This window comes from Kineococcus halophytocola, from assembly GCF_041276425.1.
In the GTDB taxonomy this organism is placed as follows: Bacteria; Actinomycetota; Actinomycetes; order Actinomycetales; family Kineococcaceae; genus Kineococcus; species Kineococcus halophytocola.
In genome coordinates, this window is record NZ_JBGFTU010000021.1 from 66,839 (window position 1) to 81,470 (window position 14,632).

Genomic DNA, 14,632 nt, shown 5'->3' on the forward strand with positions numbered 1-14,632 from the left:
AACCCCGTGGAACCGCCGGGGCGGGCGGCCTAGCGTCAGGGGTGTGACGGGTGACCCGTGGGGCCCTGAGGTGGCCCGGACCTACGACGAGGACACGGCCGACCTGTTCGCTCCCGGGGTCCTGGGCCCCGCGGTGGACGTCCTGACCGACCTCGCCGGGACCGGCCGGGCGCTGGAGCTCGCGATCGGGACGGGCCGCGTGGGTCTGACCCTGGCCGCCCGCGGGGTTCCCGTGGCGGGCATCGAGCTGTCCCCGCACATGCTCGCGGAACTGCGCGCGAAGGTCGCCGCGGGCGCTCCGGCCGTCGAGGTGGTCGAGGGCGACATGGCCACGACGCGGGTGGACGGGGAGTTCTCGCTCGTCTACCTCGTGTTCAACACCGTGACGAACCTGCTGGAGCAGGACGAACAGGTCGGGTGCTTCCTCAACGCAGCCCGCCACCTCGCCCCCGGCGGCGCGTTCTGCGTCGAGACGTTCGTGCCGGAGCTGCAGCGGTTGCTGCCCGGGGAGTCCGCCCGGCCGTTCGACGTCTCGCCCGACCACCTCGGGGTCGACACCTACGACCTCGTGGCGTGCTGGGTGACGTCGCACCACGTCCGGTTCGCCCCGGACGGGACGGCGTCGCGGTTCACCTCCCACCACCGGTACGCGTGGCCGGCCGAGTACGACCTCATGGCGCGGATCGCGGGGTTGGCGCTGGAGAGCCGCTGGAGCGGGTGGGACCGCTCGGAGTTCACCGCGGCGTCGCGCTCGCACGTGTCGGTGTGGCGGAAAGAGCCGTGAGGAACTCCCCGATCCGGCGCAGACCCTCGGTGAGCTCGGCGCGGGAGGCGGCGTACGACAACCGGACGTGGGTGTCGGCGGTCCCGCCGGGCCCGGCGCTGGCGAAGTCGCGGCCCGGGGTGAGCGCGACGTGGTGCTCGGCCAGGGCCCGCGCGCAGAACTCCCAGGCGTCCAGACCGCTGGGGCGGACGTCGACGTAGACGTAGAACGCCCCGTCCGGGACGACGGGGACGGGCAGACCCAGCGCGGCGAGACCGTCGAGGACGAGGTCGCGGCGGGCGCGGAACTCCCGCCGCCGCTCCTCGCACACGGAGAGGGAACCGGGGGTGAAGCAGGCCAGCGCGGCGTGCTGCAACGGGGTCGAGGCGGCGATGAAGTAGTTCTGCGCCAGCCGTTCCACCGGTTCGACGAGCGCGGGCGGCAGGACGGCCCACCCCAGGCGCCAGCCGGTCATGCCGAAGTACTTCGAGAAGCTGCTGACGACGACGGCGCCGGGGTCGGCGGCCAGGACCGTCGGCGCGGGCGTCCCGTCGGGGGCGGGGTCGGCCAGGTCGAGGTAGATCTCGTCGACGACGCGCCAGGCGTCGCGGGCGGCGGCCTCCGCGCACAGCGCCGCGAGGTCGCCCGGCGGCACCGACGTCCCCGTCGGGTTCGAGGGGGAGGCGACCATGACGACCGACGTGGCGGGGGTCCACGCCCGCCGCAGCGCGTCGGCGGTGAGCTGGTAGCGGTCCTCCGGCGTCGTGGGCAGGGTGAGGGCCCGGCCGCCGAAGGTCGAGACCAGTTGCCGGTTGCACGGGTAGGACGGGTCGGCGAGCAGGACGTCGTCGCCCGGGTCGACGGTCGCGGCCAGGACGAGCAGCAGCGCGGCCGAGGCCCCGGAGGTGACGGCGATCCGCGCCGGGTCCACCTCGACGCCGTGCCGGTCGCGGTAGGACCGCGCGATGGCGGCGCGCAGCTCCGGCAGGCCGAGCGCCGGGGTGTAGGGCAGGGGCCGGCCGTCGGCGACCTCGCGCAGCGCGGCCAGCACCTCCGGCGGGGCCCCCGCGTCGGGTTCACCGATGCTGAGGCGGACGACGTGGTGGCCCTGGGCGGCCAGCTCGGCGGCGCGCTGACCGATGGCGAGCGCGTGGAACGGCTCGGTCGTCCCGGCGCGCTGGGACAGCTTCACGACCGGCCTCCCCCGCGGGTGCGCGCGCCGGTCTCCTCGTCCTCGGGCGGGACGCGGCACCAGCGTTCGACGACCAGGCCCGCCGCGAGCAGCAGGGCCGAGGCCACCACGTCGACCCCGGCCACGACGGCCTCGGAGCGGCGGGCCGCGATGTGCAGGGTGGGCAGGTAGTGCACGCCCCAGCCCAGGAACACCCCGACGAGCAGGGCCCCGGCGACCGAGGCCGCCTTGGCCAGCGCGGCCGTGCGGGCGGCGCGCAGCGCGTCGATCCGGCGCGCCTTGTCGCCCTCGACCCACTGCTTGACGGGCCACCCCACCCCGACGACCGCGACGACGAGCAGGCCGATGGTCAGCGTCGTGCGCCACACGAGGTCGGGTTCGGCGCCCCCGGTGGAGACCCACACCTGCAGCCCGGACCAGGCCAGGACGGCGGCGAGGAACCCCACGGCGAGCAGCACCCCGGGACGGGTGGGCCTCACGGGCGTCCGTCCCGCTCGTCGCCGGCGTGCAGACGCCGCAGGAGGTCGGCGACGCGGCCACCGCGCGGTCCGGGCAGCACGGCGTCGGGGTCCAGCTCCAGCCACGGGCCGAGGACGAAGTCGCGCTCGTGGGCGCGCGGGTGGGGCAGGACGAGGCCGTCCGCGTCGAGCACGACGTCCCCGACGGCGATGACGTCGACGTCGACGGGCCGGGGGCCGTCGGGCACCTTCGTGCTGCGGTCCAGCCCCAGCGCGGCCTCCACGGCGTGCGCGGCGGCCAGCAGCGCGTGCGGGGTGAGGTCGGTGCGGGCCAGGACCACCGCGTTGAGGAAGTCCGGCTGGTCCGGGACGGTGCCGACGGGGGCCGTCTCCAGGACCGTGGAGACCGCCTCGACGGTGATGCCGTCGGTGGCCTCCAGCGCCCCGACCGCGGCGCGCAGCGTGGCGGCGCGGTCCCCGAGGTTGGCGCCGAGGGCCAGCACCGCCGGTGTGCCCGGCCTCACGGACGGGTCCTGCGGACGCACAGCTCGACGTCGGCGAAGGGCACCGGGACGGGGGCCTGCGGCTTGTGCACGACGACGTCGACCGCCTGCACGCGCGGCGACGCGGCGAGCGCGACGTCGGCCAGGCGCTGGGCGAGGGTCTCCAGCAGCGCGACCGGTTCCCCCGTCAGGACGGTGACGAGGTCCTGGGCGAGCAGGCCGTAGTGGACGGTGGCGTTCAGGTCGTCGTCCGCGGCGGCCTGCCGGGTGTCCAGGTGCAGGGCGACGTCGAGGGCGAAGACCTGGCCCAGCTCGCGCTCGGCGTCCAGGACGCCGTGCCGGCCGCGGCCGGACAGCCCGCGCAGGACGATGCGGTCCAGCGGGCGGCCGTCGGCGTCCAGGACGGGGCCGGTGGCCTCGAGGGAACTCACGTGTCTCCCTTCGCGGCCGTGCCGACGGGGACGGCGGTGGGGGTGCGACCCCGGCGCCACGCACCGGCGACCTTCACGGCCGCGACCGACGACGGGACGTCGTGGACCCGCACGCCCCAGACGTCGCGCTCGGCCAGCAGGGCGGTGATCACCGCGGTGGCGACGTCGCGCTCCTCCGGCGGGGGGACGACCCCGTCGGGGCCGGCCAGGAGCGCCCCGAGGAACCGCTTGCGCGAGGCGCCGATGAGGAGAGGGCGACCCAGCACCTGGAGCAGGTCGAGGTCCCCCAGCACCGTCCAGTCGTGCTCGGCGCGCTTGGCGAACCCCAGCCCCGGGTCCAGGACGATGCGGTCGCGGTCCACACCCGCGGCGACGACGGCGTCCAGCTGCCGCCCCAGCTCCCGCCGCACCTCGACCGCGGCGTGCTCGTAGGTGGCCAGGGAGTTCATGACGTCCGAGGCCCCGCGCCAGTGCGAGAGCACGTAGACGCAGTCCAGCTCCGCCACGGTCGCGGCCATGTCCGGGTCCGCGAGCCCGCCGGAGACGTCGTTGACGACGACCGCCCCGGCCGCCACGGCCGCGCGGGCGGTCGCGGCGCGCATGGTGTCCACGCTCACCGGCACCCCCGCGGCGACCAGCCCCTGCACGACGGGCAGGACGCGGCGCAGCTCCTCGGCGGCGTCGACGCGGCTCGCCCCGGGACGGGTGGACTCCCCGCCGACGTCGACGAGGTCGGCGCCCGCGGCGTGCAGCGCGAGGCCGCGCGCGACGGGGTCGTCGGTGTGCCGGCCCCCGTCGGAGAAGGAGTCGGGGGTGACGTTGAGGACGCCGAGGACCCGGGTGGGACCCGGGGTCAGCAGCGGGTTCACCGGTGGCCCGCGACGATGAGGCTCATCGCCTCGGCGCGGGTGGCGGCGTTGCGCAGGGACCCCCGCACGGCGGAGGTGACGGTCTTGGCGCCCGGTTTGCGCACTCCGCGGTAGGTCATGCAGGAGTGCTCGGCCTCGACGACGACGATGACGCCGCGCGGGTGCAGGTGCTCGGTGAGGGCGTCGGCGACCTGGGTGGTCAGGCGCTCCTGCAGCTGCGGCCGGCGGGCGTAGACGTCGACGAGCCGGGCGAGCTTGGACAGGCCCGTCACGCGGCCGTGCTCGCCGGGGATGTACCCGACGTGCGCGACGCCGTGGAAGGGCAGCAGGTGGTGCTCGCAGGTGGACTGGACCTCGATGTCCTTGACCAGCACCAGCTCGTCGTGCTCGAGGCCGAAGTCGGTGACGAGCACGTCGGCCGGTTCCAGCCACAACCCGGCGAACAGCTCGGTCGCCGCCTTCGCCACCCGCTGCGGGGTGTCCTGCAGGCCCTCGCGGTCCGGGTCCTCCCCGATGGCCAGGAGGAACTCCCGGACCGCGTTCTCGGCCCGCGCCCGGTCGAACGACCGGCCGCCGGTGGCCGGTGTCCCCGTCATGCTCACGGCTGCTCGTTCAGCCCGTTCTCGGTGTTCACCGGCGTCTGGAAGCCGCCGGTGCGACCGTTGAGCTGCCCGGGGCTGCCCACCGGGGGGATGTCGGAGACGTGCCGGCGCTCGGAGGACAACCACACCGGGCGCTGCGGGCGCTTCACCACGGGGGCGAAGATCTCGGCCAGCTCGGCCTGGTTGAGGGTCTCCTTGTCCAGCAGCGCCACGACGAGCGCGTCCAGGACGGGGCGGTGCTCGACGAGGATCTCCCACGCCTCGTCGTGCGCGGCCTCGATGAGCCGGCGCACCTCCTCGTCGACGATCCCGGCGACGCCCTCGGAGTAGTCGCGCTCGTGGCCCATGTCGCGGCCGAGGAAGACCTCGCCCTGACCCTGGCCGAGCTTGATCGCCCCGATCCGCTCGCTCATGCCGTACTGGGTGACCATCTTGCGGGCCATCCCGGTGGCCTTCTCGATGTCGTTGCTCGCGCCCGTGGTGGGGTCGTGGAACACCAGTTCCTCGGCCACGCGGCCCCCGAGGGCGTAGGCGAGCTGGTCGAGGATCTCGTTGCGCGACGTGGAGTACTTGTCCTCGGTCGGCAGGACCATCGTGTACCCCAGGGCCCGGCCGCGCGGCAGGATCGTCACCTTCGTCACCGGGTCGGTGTTCGGCAGCGCCGCGGCCACCAGCGCGTGCCCACCCTCGTGGTACGCGGTGACCTTCAGCTCCTGCTGGCTCATGCGGCGGGTCCGCTTCTGCGGGCCGGCCATGACGCGGTCGATGGCCTCGTCCACGGCGGCGTCGTCGATGACCTTGGCGTTGGCCCGGGCCGTCAGCAGCGCGGCCTCGTTGAGGACGTTGGCCAGGTCGGCGCCGGAGAAGCCGGGGGTGCGGCGGGCCACGGCCTCCAGGTCGATGTTCGGCGCGAGCGGCTTGCCCTTGCCGTGCACCTGCAGGATCTTGTGCCGGCCCTCCATGTCGGGGGCCTCGACGGCGATCTGGCGGTCGAAGCGGCCCGGGCGCAGCAGCGCCGGGTCGAGGATGTCGGGGCGGTTGGTCGCCGCGATGAGGATGACGTTCGTCTTGACGTCGAAGCCGTCCATCTCCACGAGGAGCTGGTTCAGCGTCTGCTCGCGCTCGTCGTGACCGCCGCCCAGGCCGGCCCCGCGGTGGCGGCCGACGGCGTCGATCTCGTCGACGAAGATGATCGCGGGCGAGTTGGCCTTGGCCTGCTCGAACAGGTCGCGGACGCGGGAGGCGCCGACCCCGACGAACATCTCGACGAAGTCCGAGCCGGAGATCGAGTAGAACGGCACCCCGGCCTCGCCGGCGACGGCGCGGGCGAGGAGGGTCTTGCCCGTGCCGGGCGGGCCGTAGAGCAGGACGCCCTTGGGGATCTTGGCCCCGACGGCCTGGAACTTCTCCCGGTCCTCCAGGAACTCCTTGATCTCGTGCAGCTCCTCGACCGCCTCGGCGGCGCCCGCCACGTCGGCGAACGTCGTCTTGGGGGTGTCCTTGGTCATCATCTTGGCCTTGGACTTGCCGAACTGCATGACCCGGCTGCCCCCGCCCTGCATCTGGCTCATGAGGAACCAGAACAGGAGCACGAGCAGCAGGATCGGCCCGACGGTGAACAGCAGGGACTGCAGGACGCCGGTCGTCGGCACCTCGTCGGTCACCCCGTCCGGCGGCGGGTTGTCGGCCAGGGCCGTCAGGACCGCGTCACCGCGCTGGGAGATGTAGTACGAGCGGGCCGTCGTGGCGCCGTCGACCGTCTCCCCGGACTTCAGCTCCAGGTCGATCCGCTGGTTGCCGTCGGTGAGGGTCGCGCTCTGGACCCGGTCCTGCTCGATGAGCTGCAGCGCGCGGGTCGTGGAGACCTCCGCGGTGCCGCTGGACGCGAAGAAGGAGGCGCCGATCGCGACCGCTGCGATCGCCACGACGATCCACAGCCACGGGCCCCTGACGATGCGCTTGAGAGTGTTGGGCATCTGTGGGGGCGTCGCCCCCGTCCCTCCTGCTCGATCCTGCCTGTCGATCGACGGTACACCGCGGCCACGACAGGCCGCCCGGGCACCGCCCCGCAGGTCCTACGCCGTCCGAACGGGCGGGGCGGCCCCCCTGTTCCGGGCACCGGCCGCCGGTTCGCTGAGAGCTGAGCGACAGCCGGCCCTGCCGCCGGGCGGGCGCTCAGCCCAGCCCGAGCCGGGCGTAGGCGCCGAGCACCGTCCGCTCGGACTCGGTGAGGTAGTCCTCCAGCTCCCGCGCCGCCGCGGGACCGCCGTCGGCGGCGAAGGTGTCGAGCACCGAGCGGTTGCGGGCCACGAACCGCCCGTGCAGCGTCTGCGGGTCCCCGATGACGAGGAAGGCCAGCCGCAGCTCGGCGGCGAGCTGGCGGTGGGTGCGCAGCAGCCGCGGGCTGTCCGACAGCGACACGAGGGCCTCGTGGAAGGCCATGTTCGCGGTGCCGACCCCGGCCCAGTCCCCCGCGGCGACGGCGTCCCCGGCCGCGGCCACCGCCGCCCGCATCCGGTCCACGGACGGGTGCCCGACGTCGGCCCGGGCCAGCACTCCCGTCTCGAGGTGGCGTCGGACGCGGTAGATGTCGAGCACGTCGCCCACTCGGGGCGAGGCCACCGACACCCCGCGGTGCGGGACGTGCTCGAGCAGGCCCTGCCCGGCCAGCACCCGGAACGCCTCGCGCAGCGTGTTGCGGGACACGGAGAACCGCTGCGCCAGTGCCGTCTCCGACAGCCGCCGGCCGGGCGGGAACTCCCCGGCGGCGATCCGCGCGCTCAGGAGGTCGGCCAGCGTGCCGCCCTCGCCGTCCGGCCCCCCGTCGGGCACGGAGGTCAACGCAGCGGCCTCGGTCACCCCGTCATCGTAGGTGCCCCCCGACGCGGCCCCGGCGGCGCGACCCGGCGCGGAGTTCACGCAAACGCAACACGGCGCAACACGTTGTTCAACAATCTGCGCCATTGTGTTCTTCAACCAGGAGTGCCACAGTGCTGCCGTCCGGCAGCCCCGCCCCGCAGCAACGTCGCCACGTCCCCGGGAGCCACCATGTCGAAGCGCCCCGCCCAGGAGAGCGTCAGCACCACCGCCGACCCGAGCACCGAGCTGAGCACCACGCGGCGACGACCGGGCCGCGGACCCGTGATCGGCGCGATCTTCCTCATGGCGACCTCCGCCATCGGCCCGGGCTTCATCACCCAGACCGCCACCTTCACCGCCACCCTCGGCGCGGCGTTCGCCTTCGCGATCCTGGTGTCGATCCTCATCGACTTCGCCGTCCAGATGAACGTCTGGCGGCTCATCACCGTCACCGGCAAGCGCGCCGGCGACCTCGCCAACAGCGCCGTCCCCTTCAGCGGCCACGTCCTGACCGTCCTCATCGTCATCGGCGGCCTGGCCTTCAACATCGGCAACATCGCCGGCGGCGGGCTCGGCCTCAACGCCCTGCTCGGCCTGGACCCGAAGGTCGGCGGTCTCGTCACCGGACTGCTGGCGATCGGCGTCTTCCTCGTCAAGCGGGCCGGGACGGTCGTCGACCGCGTCGTGCTCGTCCTGGGGCTGGGGATGATCGTCATGACGGTGGCCGTCGCCATCGCCTCCGGTCCCCCGGTCGGCGACGCCTTCCGGCAGACCGTCGTGCCGGACACGGTCAACTTCGCGACCATCACCACCATCGTCGGCGGCACCGTCGGCGGCTACATCACCTACGCCGGGGCCCACCGCTACCTCGCCTCCGGGCAGACCGGGCCCGAGCACGTGCGCGCCGTCCACCGCGCCTCGGTCACCGGCATCCTCGTCACCGGCGTCATGCGCTACGTGCTGTTCCTGGCGATCCTCGGCGTCGTCGCCTCCGGCGTGGCCCTCGACCTGTCCGGCCGCGCGGCCAACCCCGCCGGTCAGGCGTTCGGCGCCGTCCTCGGCGACGCGGGCATCCGCGTCTTCGGGGCGATCTTCTGGGCCGCCGCCCTGACGTCGGTCATCGGGGCCGCGTACACCTCCTCGACGTTCCTCTCCACCTTCTCCCGCCGGCTGGCGACGGGGTGGCCGCTGCAGCTGACCACCGTGGCGTTCATCGTCGTCTCCCTCGTCGTCTACCTGGCCATCGGCACCGCACCGGCCGCGCTGCTCGTCTTCGTCGGCGGGTTCAACGGGCTGATCCTGCCGATCGGCCTGACGGTGTTCCTCTACATCGGCTGGTTCCGGCAGCGCGACGTGCTCGGCGGTTACCGCTACCCGGTGTGGCTGCTCGTCGTGGGGACGCTGGCGCTGGCGATCAGCTTCTGGATGGCCTCGCAGTCCGTCGGCCCCGTCTTCGACTTCCTGTCCGCCTGACCCCCGGAGGACCCACCGTGGTGACCATCGACCTGAACTCCGACCTCGGGGAGAACACCCCCGACCGCCCCGTCTCCGACGACGCGGCGATGCTGGCCGTGGTCAGCAGCGCCAACGTCTCCTGCGGTTTCCACGCCGGCAGCCCCGAGGGCATCCGCGAGACGGTCCTGGCGGCGTCCCGGGCCGGCGTCACGATCGGCGCCCACCCCGGGTACCGCGACTACGAGAACTTCGGCCGCGAACGCCTGGACCTGCCGGCGCCCGTGCTGCAGGCGCACGTGGAGTACCAGCTCGGCGCGGTGTGGGCGCTGGCCCGGTCCGCCGGCGACGCCGTCGTCTACGTCAAGCCCCACGGCGCCCTCTACAACACGATGGCCGTCGACGAGGCGACCGCCGAGGTCGTCGTCGCGGCGGTCAAGGCCGTCGACCCCTCCCTCGTGCTGCTGGGCCTGGCCGGCGGGGTCGCCCTCGACGTCGCCGACCGGGCCGGGCTCGCGACGGCGGCCGAGGCGTTCGCCGACCGCGCCTACACCCCGGCCGGGCAGCTCGTCTCCCGGAAGGAACCCGGCGCCGTCCTGCACGACGCCGACCTCGTGGCCCGGCGCATGGTGCGCCTCGTCGAGGACGGGGTCGTCGAGGCGGTCGACGGCGCGGACGTGGCCGTGCGGGCCGAGTCCCTGTGCGTGCACGGCGACTCCCCCGGGGCGGTCGCGATGGCCGCCGCCGTCCGCGAAGCGCTCACCGGCGCCGGGGTCTCGATCGCGCCGTTCGTCGCGCGGGCCCGCTGATGGGTCCGTCCTCCCCCGCGCCGTCGCCCGTCGGCGCGGTCGGCTCATGAGGTTCCTGCCCGCCGGCGACACCGCGGTGGTGGTGGAACTTCCCGACCTGGACGAGACCACCCGGGTGTTCACCGCGCTGCTGGCCGCCGACCTGCCCGGGGTCCGCGAGGTCGTGCCCGCCGCCCGGACGATCCTGCTCGTCCTGGACCCGCGCGCCACGTCCCCCGCCGACGTCGTCGAACGGGTGCGGGCGGTGGAACCGGCCTCCGGGCTCGCGGCCACCGGTCGGTCGGTGACCCTCGACGTCCGCTACGACGGGCAGGACCTCGGCGAGGTCGCAGAGCTCCTCGGGTGCTCGCCGGCCGAACTCGTGCGGCGGCACCAGGCCGCGACGTGGACGGTCGCCTTCACGGGGTACGCACCGGGGTTCGGGTACCTCGTCGGGGACGACGCGCTGTTCGACGTGCCGCGCCGTTCCTCCCCGCGCACCCGCATCCCGGCGGGGTCCGTGGGGCTGGCCGGGACGTTCTCCGGCGTCTACCCGCGCCAGAGCCCCGGCGGCTGGCAGCTCATCGGCCGCACCGACGCGGTCATGTGGGACCTCGACCGCGACCCGCCCGCACTGCTCGCCCCGGGGACGACCGTGCGGTTCCGGCAGGTCGACCGCGACCTGGTGACCGTGCGGACGCCGGAGCCGGAACCCGTCACCTCGGAGTTCTCCGTCGAGGTCGTCTCGCCGGGGGTGCAACTGCTGCTGCAGGACCTGGGCCGTCCCGGGCACCTGGCCGAGGGCGTCGCCGCCTCGGGCGTGGCCGACCGGGGTGCGCTGCGCACGGCGAACCGCGCGGTGGGAAACTCTGCGGAGGCCGCCGTGCTGGAACTCGCGGGCGGTGGGGCCGTGCTGCGGTTCACCGGACCCGGCGTGCTCGCCCTCGCCGGGGCCGACGCCGACGCCTCCCTCGTGGCGGACGGGACCCGCATCCCCGTCCCGGCCGCGCGACCGGTGGCCGTCGAGGACGGGGACGAACTGCGGCTCGGCGCTCCCCGGTCCGGGCTGCGCACGGTCGTCGCGGTCCGCGGGGGTTTCGCCGTCCCCGCCGCGCTCGGGTCGCTGGCCACCGACACGTTGTCGGGGGTCGGGCCGCGTCCGCTCACCGCCGGGGACCGCCTCGCGCTGCACGGCCCCGCCGCCGCCCCGCACGCCGTCGACCCCGGTCCGCACCCCGTCGCGGACCTCCCCCGCGCCGGGGACGTCGTGGAGCTCGACGTCGTCCTCGGGCCCCGCACCGACTGGTTCACCGACGGGGCCGTGGAATCGCTGGTCTCCCAGGAGTGGGAGGTCACCCCGCGCTCGGACCGCGTCGGCCTGCGGCTGGCGGGAACCCCGCTGGAACGCCGCCGCGCGGGGGAACTGCCGAGCGAGGGCGCCGTGACGGGGGCGATCCAGGTCCCGCCGGACGGGCAGCCCGTCCTGTTCGGCCCCGACCACCCCCTGACCGGCGGGTACCCCGTCGTCGGCGCCGTCGTCGACGCCCACCTCGACCTGCTGGGGCAACTGCCCCCCGGCGCCCGCGTCCGCTTCCGGCCGCGCGCCCCCTCCGTCGACCTGTGAGGAGAACCGTGCACACCGTCCTGATCGCCAACCGCGGCGAGATCGCCGTGCGCGTCGTCCGCGCCGCCGCCGAGGCGGGGTTGCGGTCCGTCGCCGTCTACGCCGACCAGGACGCGGGCGCCCTGCACGTCCGGCTCGCCGACGCGGCCGTCGCGCTGCCCGGCACCACCGCCGCGGAGACGTACCTGAACGTGGACGCCCTGCTGACCGCGGCGCGGAGGTCGGGCGCGGACGCCGTTCACCCCGGCTACGGGTTCCTGTCCGAGAACGCGGAGTTCGCCCGCGCCGTGGAGGCCGCGGGACTGACGTGGATCGGGCCGGCCCCGGAGACGATCGAGGCGCTGGGTGACAAGGTGACGGCGCGCGCCATCGCCCGTGAGGCCGGTGCGCCCCTGGCCCCGGGGTCGCCGAAACCCCTGGCCGACGCCGCGGAGGCCGAGGCGTTCGCCGACGAGTTCGGGCTGCCGATCGTCGTCAAGGCCGCCCACGGCGGCGGCGGCCGCGGGATGCGGGTCGCCCGCACGCGGGCCGAGGTCGTCGACGCGTTCACGTCCGCGACCCGCGAGGCCGTCGCCGCGTTCGGCCGCGGGGAGTGCTTCGTGGAGAGGTTCCTGGACCGCCCCCGGCACCTGGAGGTCCAGGTGCTCGGCGACGGGAAGGGTTCGGTCACCGTGGTCGGGGACCGGGACTGCTCGCTGCAGCGGCGCAACCAGAAGCTCGTCGAGGAGGCGCCCGCCCCCGGGTTGAGCGAGGAGCAGCGCACGACCATCCACCGCGCGGCCCGCGACCTCTGCGCCGCCGTCGACTACCGCGGCGCGGGGACGGTGGAGTTCCTGCTCGGTGCCGACGGAACCCTGTCGTTCTGCGAGGTGAACACCCGGTTGCAGGTCGAGCACCCTGTCACCGAGCTCGTCACCGGGACCGACCTCGTGCGCGAGCAGTTCCGCATCGCCTCCGGGTCCGGGCCCTCGTTCACGACGACGCCCGAGCCGCGGGGCCACGCGGTCGAGTTCCGCGTCAACGCCGAGGACCCCGGCCGGGGGTTCCTGCCCTCCCCCGGCCGGGTCGAGGAGCTGCGGGTGCCCTCGGGTCCGGGGGTGCGGTGGGACGGCGGGGTCGAGGCCGGTGACACCGTGCAGGCCGCGTTCGACTCCCTCGCCGGAAAGCTCCTCGTCCACGCCGGGGACCGCGACACCGCGCTGGCCCGCGCCCGCCGTGCGCTGGCCGAGTTCCACATCACCGGGCTCGCCACGGTCCTGCCGTTCGCGCGGGCCGTCGTCGACGAACCGGGCTTCTCCACCGCGGGGTTCGCCGTCCACACCCAGTGGATCGAGGCCGAGCTCATGCCGCGGCTGGAACCGCAGCTTCGGCCCGCGCCGGTCGAAGGACCGGCCCTGCGCCGGTTCGGAGTGGAGATCGACGGGCGGATGGCCACCGTCGGGCTGCCCGCGGAGTTCCTCGCCGCCCTGGGGTCCGTCGGCGCTGTGGACCCCGCCGCCGAGGAGACCGGACCGGACGAGGACGCCCTGGTCGCCCCGTCCCCCGGCACGCTGACGAGCTGGCTCGTCGAGGACGGGACCGACGTCGCGCAGGGCCAGGACGTCGCCGTCGTGGAGGCCATGAAGATGGAGGCGCGGATCACCGCGCGCCGGGCGGGGACGCTGCGGCGGGCCGTCGAGCAGGGCGCGGCGATCGGCGCGGGTGCGGTGCTGGCGCGCATCGGGTGAGGGGCGGGGTGCAGAGTGGCGGGGTGATGTCCGTCGACCTGCACGCCGTGTTCCGCAACACCCGCGACATCGACACCACCCTGCGCACGTTCGTCCTGCGCGCCGCCGCCAGCGGTGAACCGAGCGCGGAGATCATCTGCGGCAAGGGCGAGGGGAAGCTGCGGGCCCGGGTGCTGACGTACCTGCGTCAGCCGCAGGTCGCCAAGCTCGTCAAGAGCGCCGCGGTCGACCCGGACAACGAGGGGCGGGTCGTGCTGCGGTTCTGAGGGGCGTCTCACATCAGGCGCGTCGTAGCGTCCTCCACGAGGGCGCGTGCGCGTCGGATCGCCGCCGTGCAGTTGGCCTGCGAGACGTTGCTGAGCCCGTAGTGACCCGCTGGAGCCAGGGCCCTGCGCTGGACCTTGAGGTCGAGCACCTCGCGCAACCCCCTCGCCAGCGCCGCGTCGCCGGTGGCCTCCTGCAGGAGGGCGATGGCCTGACGGTGGTCCTGCCCGCGGGACCGCACCCCGGCCACGAAGCAGCAGATGGCGTCCGCCGCGGCGATGGCAGCGAGCACGGCGTTTCCCGTCGCGACGGTCGCGGCCTCCGCGAGGTCCTCGGCCTGCACGAGCTCGGCGGCTTCCAGGGACAACCGGGCCTGCCGCAACCGGGTCCGGGCCTCCGCCGGGGTGCAGTCGCCGGTGCGTGGTCCGGGGCGGCTCATGCCGCTGCTCCAACGGTGAGCAGTGTCCTCAACGACGGCCCCACCAGGACCCGACCGTCCCGACGCAGCCCGGCGATGAGCGGCTGGTCCTCACGGACGGCGGTCGCCAGTTGCGAGTCGGTGACCTGGACGAACTGGACGGCGTTGCCCGTCAACGCCTCCAGGGCCTGTCCCGTCGCGTGCGCCTGATCTCCCCACGCGCCGTCGGCGTCGACGGTGTCGTCCCGCACGAGCAGCAGGTCGAGGTCGCTGTCGGGCCCGGCCTCACCCCGCGCCCACGACCCGAAGATCACCACGGCCCGCGCCGGCGGTTCCCACGTGGCCAGCTGTTCCACGAGGAACGCTTCGACGGCCGCCGACGACCCCACCGCCGCCAGGACGGCATCGGCGAGCACGTGGCGACGGTTGAGCGCGTAGAGGACGGCCGGACCCGCGTCCTGCGCAGTCACCAGGCCGTGCTCGACCAGCCGGTGCAGGCAGGCGCGAGTTCGCGCGTAGGAGCGACCGCTGAGTTTCGCGACCGCGGCACCGCTGAGAAGCTGTCCTCAAAGGGTTGAGGGGGCCGAGCGGGTCAACCGCCGCAGCATCACCCGGCTGTAAGCGATCTGCACCATCGCCACCGCCGAGGCCACCGTCCGCTCGTAATCCCGAGCCAGCCGGC

The 14,632-nt window shown here is 74.6% G+C and carries 16 protein-coding genes; 6 read left to right on the top strand and 10 right to left on the bottom strand.

The features are described 5' to 3' along the window. Window positions 1–43 precede the first annotated feature (43 nt). Window positions 44–784, top strand: a complete 741-nt coding sequence (locus AB2L27_RS16745; protein ID WP_370442631.1) for a class I SAM-dependent methyltransferase — start codon at window positions 44–46, stop codon at window positions 782–784. Here the strand turns inward: AB2L27_RS16745 and AB2L27_RS16750 are convergent. The 8 genes from AB2L27_RS16750 to AB2L27_RS16785 all read right to left on the bottom strand — a co-directional run bounded on the left by AB2L27_RS16750 (window position 735) and on the right by AB2L27_RS16785 (window position 7,677). Then, window positions 735–1,955 carry an aminotransferase class I/II-fold pyridoxal phosphate-dependent enzyme gene (locus tag AB2L27_RS16750; protein ID WP_370442632.1) on the bottom strand — a complete coding sequence of 407 codons (1,221 nt, stop codon included), beginning with the start codon at window positions 1,953–1,955 and terminating at the stop codon, window positions 735–737. The genes AB2L27_RS16745 and AB2L27_RS16750 overlap by 50 nt on opposite strands. Further along, window positions 1,952–2,434: a DUF3180 family protein gene (locus AB2L27_RS16755; protein ID WP_370442633.1), complete on the bottom strand. Its 483-nt coding sequence runs from the start codon at window positions 2,432–2,434 to the stop codon at window positions 1,952–1,954. Before AB2L27_RS16755 ends, AB2L27_RS16750 begins: the two co-directional genes overlap by 4 nt. Continuing rightward, window positions 2,431–2,937: a 2-amino-4-hydroxy-6-hydroxymethyldihydropteridine diphosphokinase gene (gene folK, locus AB2L27_RS16760; RefSeq protein WP_370442634.1), complete on the bottom strand. Its 507-nt coding sequence runs from the start codon at window positions 2,935–2,937 to the stop codon at window positions 2,431–2,433. The genes AB2L27_RS16755 and folK overlap by 4 nt, the downstream gene beginning before the upstream one ends. Next, window positions 2,934–3,347 carry a dihydroneopterin aldolase gene (gene folB, locus AB2L27_RS16765; protein WP_370442635.1) on the bottom strand — a complete coding sequence of 138 codons (414 nt, stop codon included), beginning with the start codon at window positions 3,345–3,347 and terminating at the stop codon, window positions 2,934–2,936. Before folB ends, folK begins: the two co-directional genes overlap by 4 nt. Then, on the bottom strand, window positions 3,344–4,216 hold the full coding sequence (gene folP / locus AB2L27_RS16770) for a dihydropteroate synthase (RefSeq protein ID WP_370442636.1): 873 nt from the start codon (window positions 4,214–4,216) through the stop codon (window positions 3,344–3,346). Before folP ends, folB begins: the two co-directional genes overlap by 4 nt. After that, a complete protein-coding gene (gene folE / locus AB2L27_RS16775) occupies window positions 4,213–4,812 on the bottom strand; it encodes a GTP cyclohydrolase I FolE (protein WP_370442647.1) in 600 nt (199 codons plus the stop codon). Before folE ends, folP begins: the two co-directional genes overlap by 4 nt. Window positions 4,813–4,814: 2 nt before the next feature. Beyond that, the gene (gene ftsH, locus AB2L27_RS16780; protein ID WP_370442637.1) at window positions 4,815–6,794 is read right to left on the bottom strand and encodes an ATP-dependent zinc metalloprotease FtsH; all 1,980 of its coding nucleotides are present in this window, start codon (window positions 6,792–6,794) and stop codon (window positions 4,815–4,817) included. Window positions 6,795–6,993: 199 nt separating this feature from the next. Then, the gene (locus tag AB2L27_RS16785) at window positions 6,994–7,677 is read right to left on the bottom strand and encodes a GntR family transcriptional regulator (protein ID WP_370442638.1); all 684 of its coding nucleotides are present in this window, start codon (window positions 7,675–7,677) and stop codon (window positions 6,994–6,996) included. 189 nt (window positions 7,678–7,866) lie between these two features. On the opposite strand from AB2L27_RS16785, the gene AB2L27_RS16790 reads away from it, so the two are divergent. From AB2L27_RS16790 to AB2L27_RS16810, 5 genes are read left to right on the top strand one after another with little or no spacing between them, the layout of a single operon-like run. Next, a complete protein-coding gene (locus tag AB2L27_RS16790) occupies window positions 7,867–9,150 on the top strand; it encodes an NRAMP family divalent metal transporter (protein ID WP_370442639.1) in 1,284 nt (427 codons plus the stop codon). Between the two features lie 17 nt (window positions 9,151–9,167). Then, window positions 9,168–9,938, top strand: coding sequence for a LamB/YcsF family protein (locus AB2L27_RS16795; protein WP_370442640.1), 771 nt, complete (start codon window positions 9,168–9,170; stop codon window positions 9,936–9,938). A 46-nt stretch (window positions 9,939–9,984) separates the two neighbouring features. Continuing rightward, the gene (locus AB2L27_RS16800; protein ID WP_370442641.1) at window positions 9,985–11,541 is read left to right on the top strand and encodes a 5-oxoprolinase subunit B/C family protein; all 1,557 of its coding nucleotides are present in this window, start codon (window positions 9,985–9,987) and stop codon (window positions 11,539–11,541) included. 8 nt (window positions 11,542–11,549) lie between these two features. Beyond that, window positions 11,550–13,268, top strand: a complete 1,719-nt coding sequence (locus AB2L27_RS16805) for an acetyl/propionyl/methylcrotonyl-CoA carboxylase subunit alpha (RefSeq protein ID WP_370442642.1) — start codon at window positions 11,550–11,552, stop codon at window positions 13,266–13,268. A 26-nt stretch (window positions 13,269–13,294) separates the two neighbouring features. After that, entirely contained in the window at window positions 13,295–13,534 is a 240-nt protein-coding gene (locus AB2L27_RS16810; RefSeq protein ID WP_370442648.1) for a Smr/MutS family protein, read from the top strand. Window positions 13,535–13,542: 8 nt separating this feature from the next. Here the strand turns inward: AB2L27_RS16810 and AB2L27_RS16815 are convergent, their stop codons facing one another. Both AB2L27_RS16815 and AB2L27_RS16820 read right to left on the bottom strand, forming a co-directional pair. Beyond that, the gene (locus tag AB2L27_RS16815; protein ID WP_370442643.1) at window positions 13,543–13,971 is read right to left on the bottom strand and encodes a hypothetical protein; all 429 of its coding nucleotides are present in this window, start codon (window positions 13,969–13,971) and stop codon (window positions 13,543–13,545) included. Continuing rightward, window positions 13,968–14,420, bottom strand: coding sequence for a nucleotidyltransferase domain-containing protein (locus tag AB2L27_RS16820; protein ID WP_370442644.1), 453 nt, complete (start codon window positions 14,418–14,420; stop codon window positions 13,968–13,970). Before AB2L27_RS16820 ends, AB2L27_RS16815 begins: the two co-directional genes overlap by 4 nt. Between the last annotated feature and the right edge of the window lie 212 nt (window positions 14,421–14,632).

What these genes read in the sequence shown, in the direction of transcription:
- folE (WP_370442647.1), bottom strand. Translation starts at nt 4,812, where the DNA reads ATGACGGGGACACCGGCCACCGGCGGCCGGTCGTTCGACCGGGCGCGG.
- ftsH (WP_370442637.1), bottom strand. Translation starts at nt 6,794, where the DNA reads ATGCCCAACACTCTCAAGCGCATCGTCAGGGGCCCGTGGCTGTGGATC.
- AB2L27_RS16790 (WP_370442639.1), top strand. Translation starts at nt 7,867, where the DNA reads ATGTCGAAGCGCCCCGCCCAGGAGAGCGTCAGCACCACCGCCGACCCG.
- AB2L27_RS16800 (WP_370442641.1), top strand. Translation starts at nt 9,985, where the DNA reads ATGAGGTTCCTGCCCGCCGGCGACACCGCGGTGGTGGTGGAACTTCCC.
- AB2L27_RS16810 (WP_370442648.1), top strand. Translation starts at nt 13,295, where the DNA reads ATGTCCGTCGACCTGCACGCCGTGTTCCGCAACACCCGCGACATCGAC.
- AB2L27_RS16815 (WP_370442643.1), bottom strand. Translation starts at nt 13,971, where the DNA reads ATGAGCCGCCCCGGACCACGCACCGGCGACTGCACCCCGGCGGAGGCC.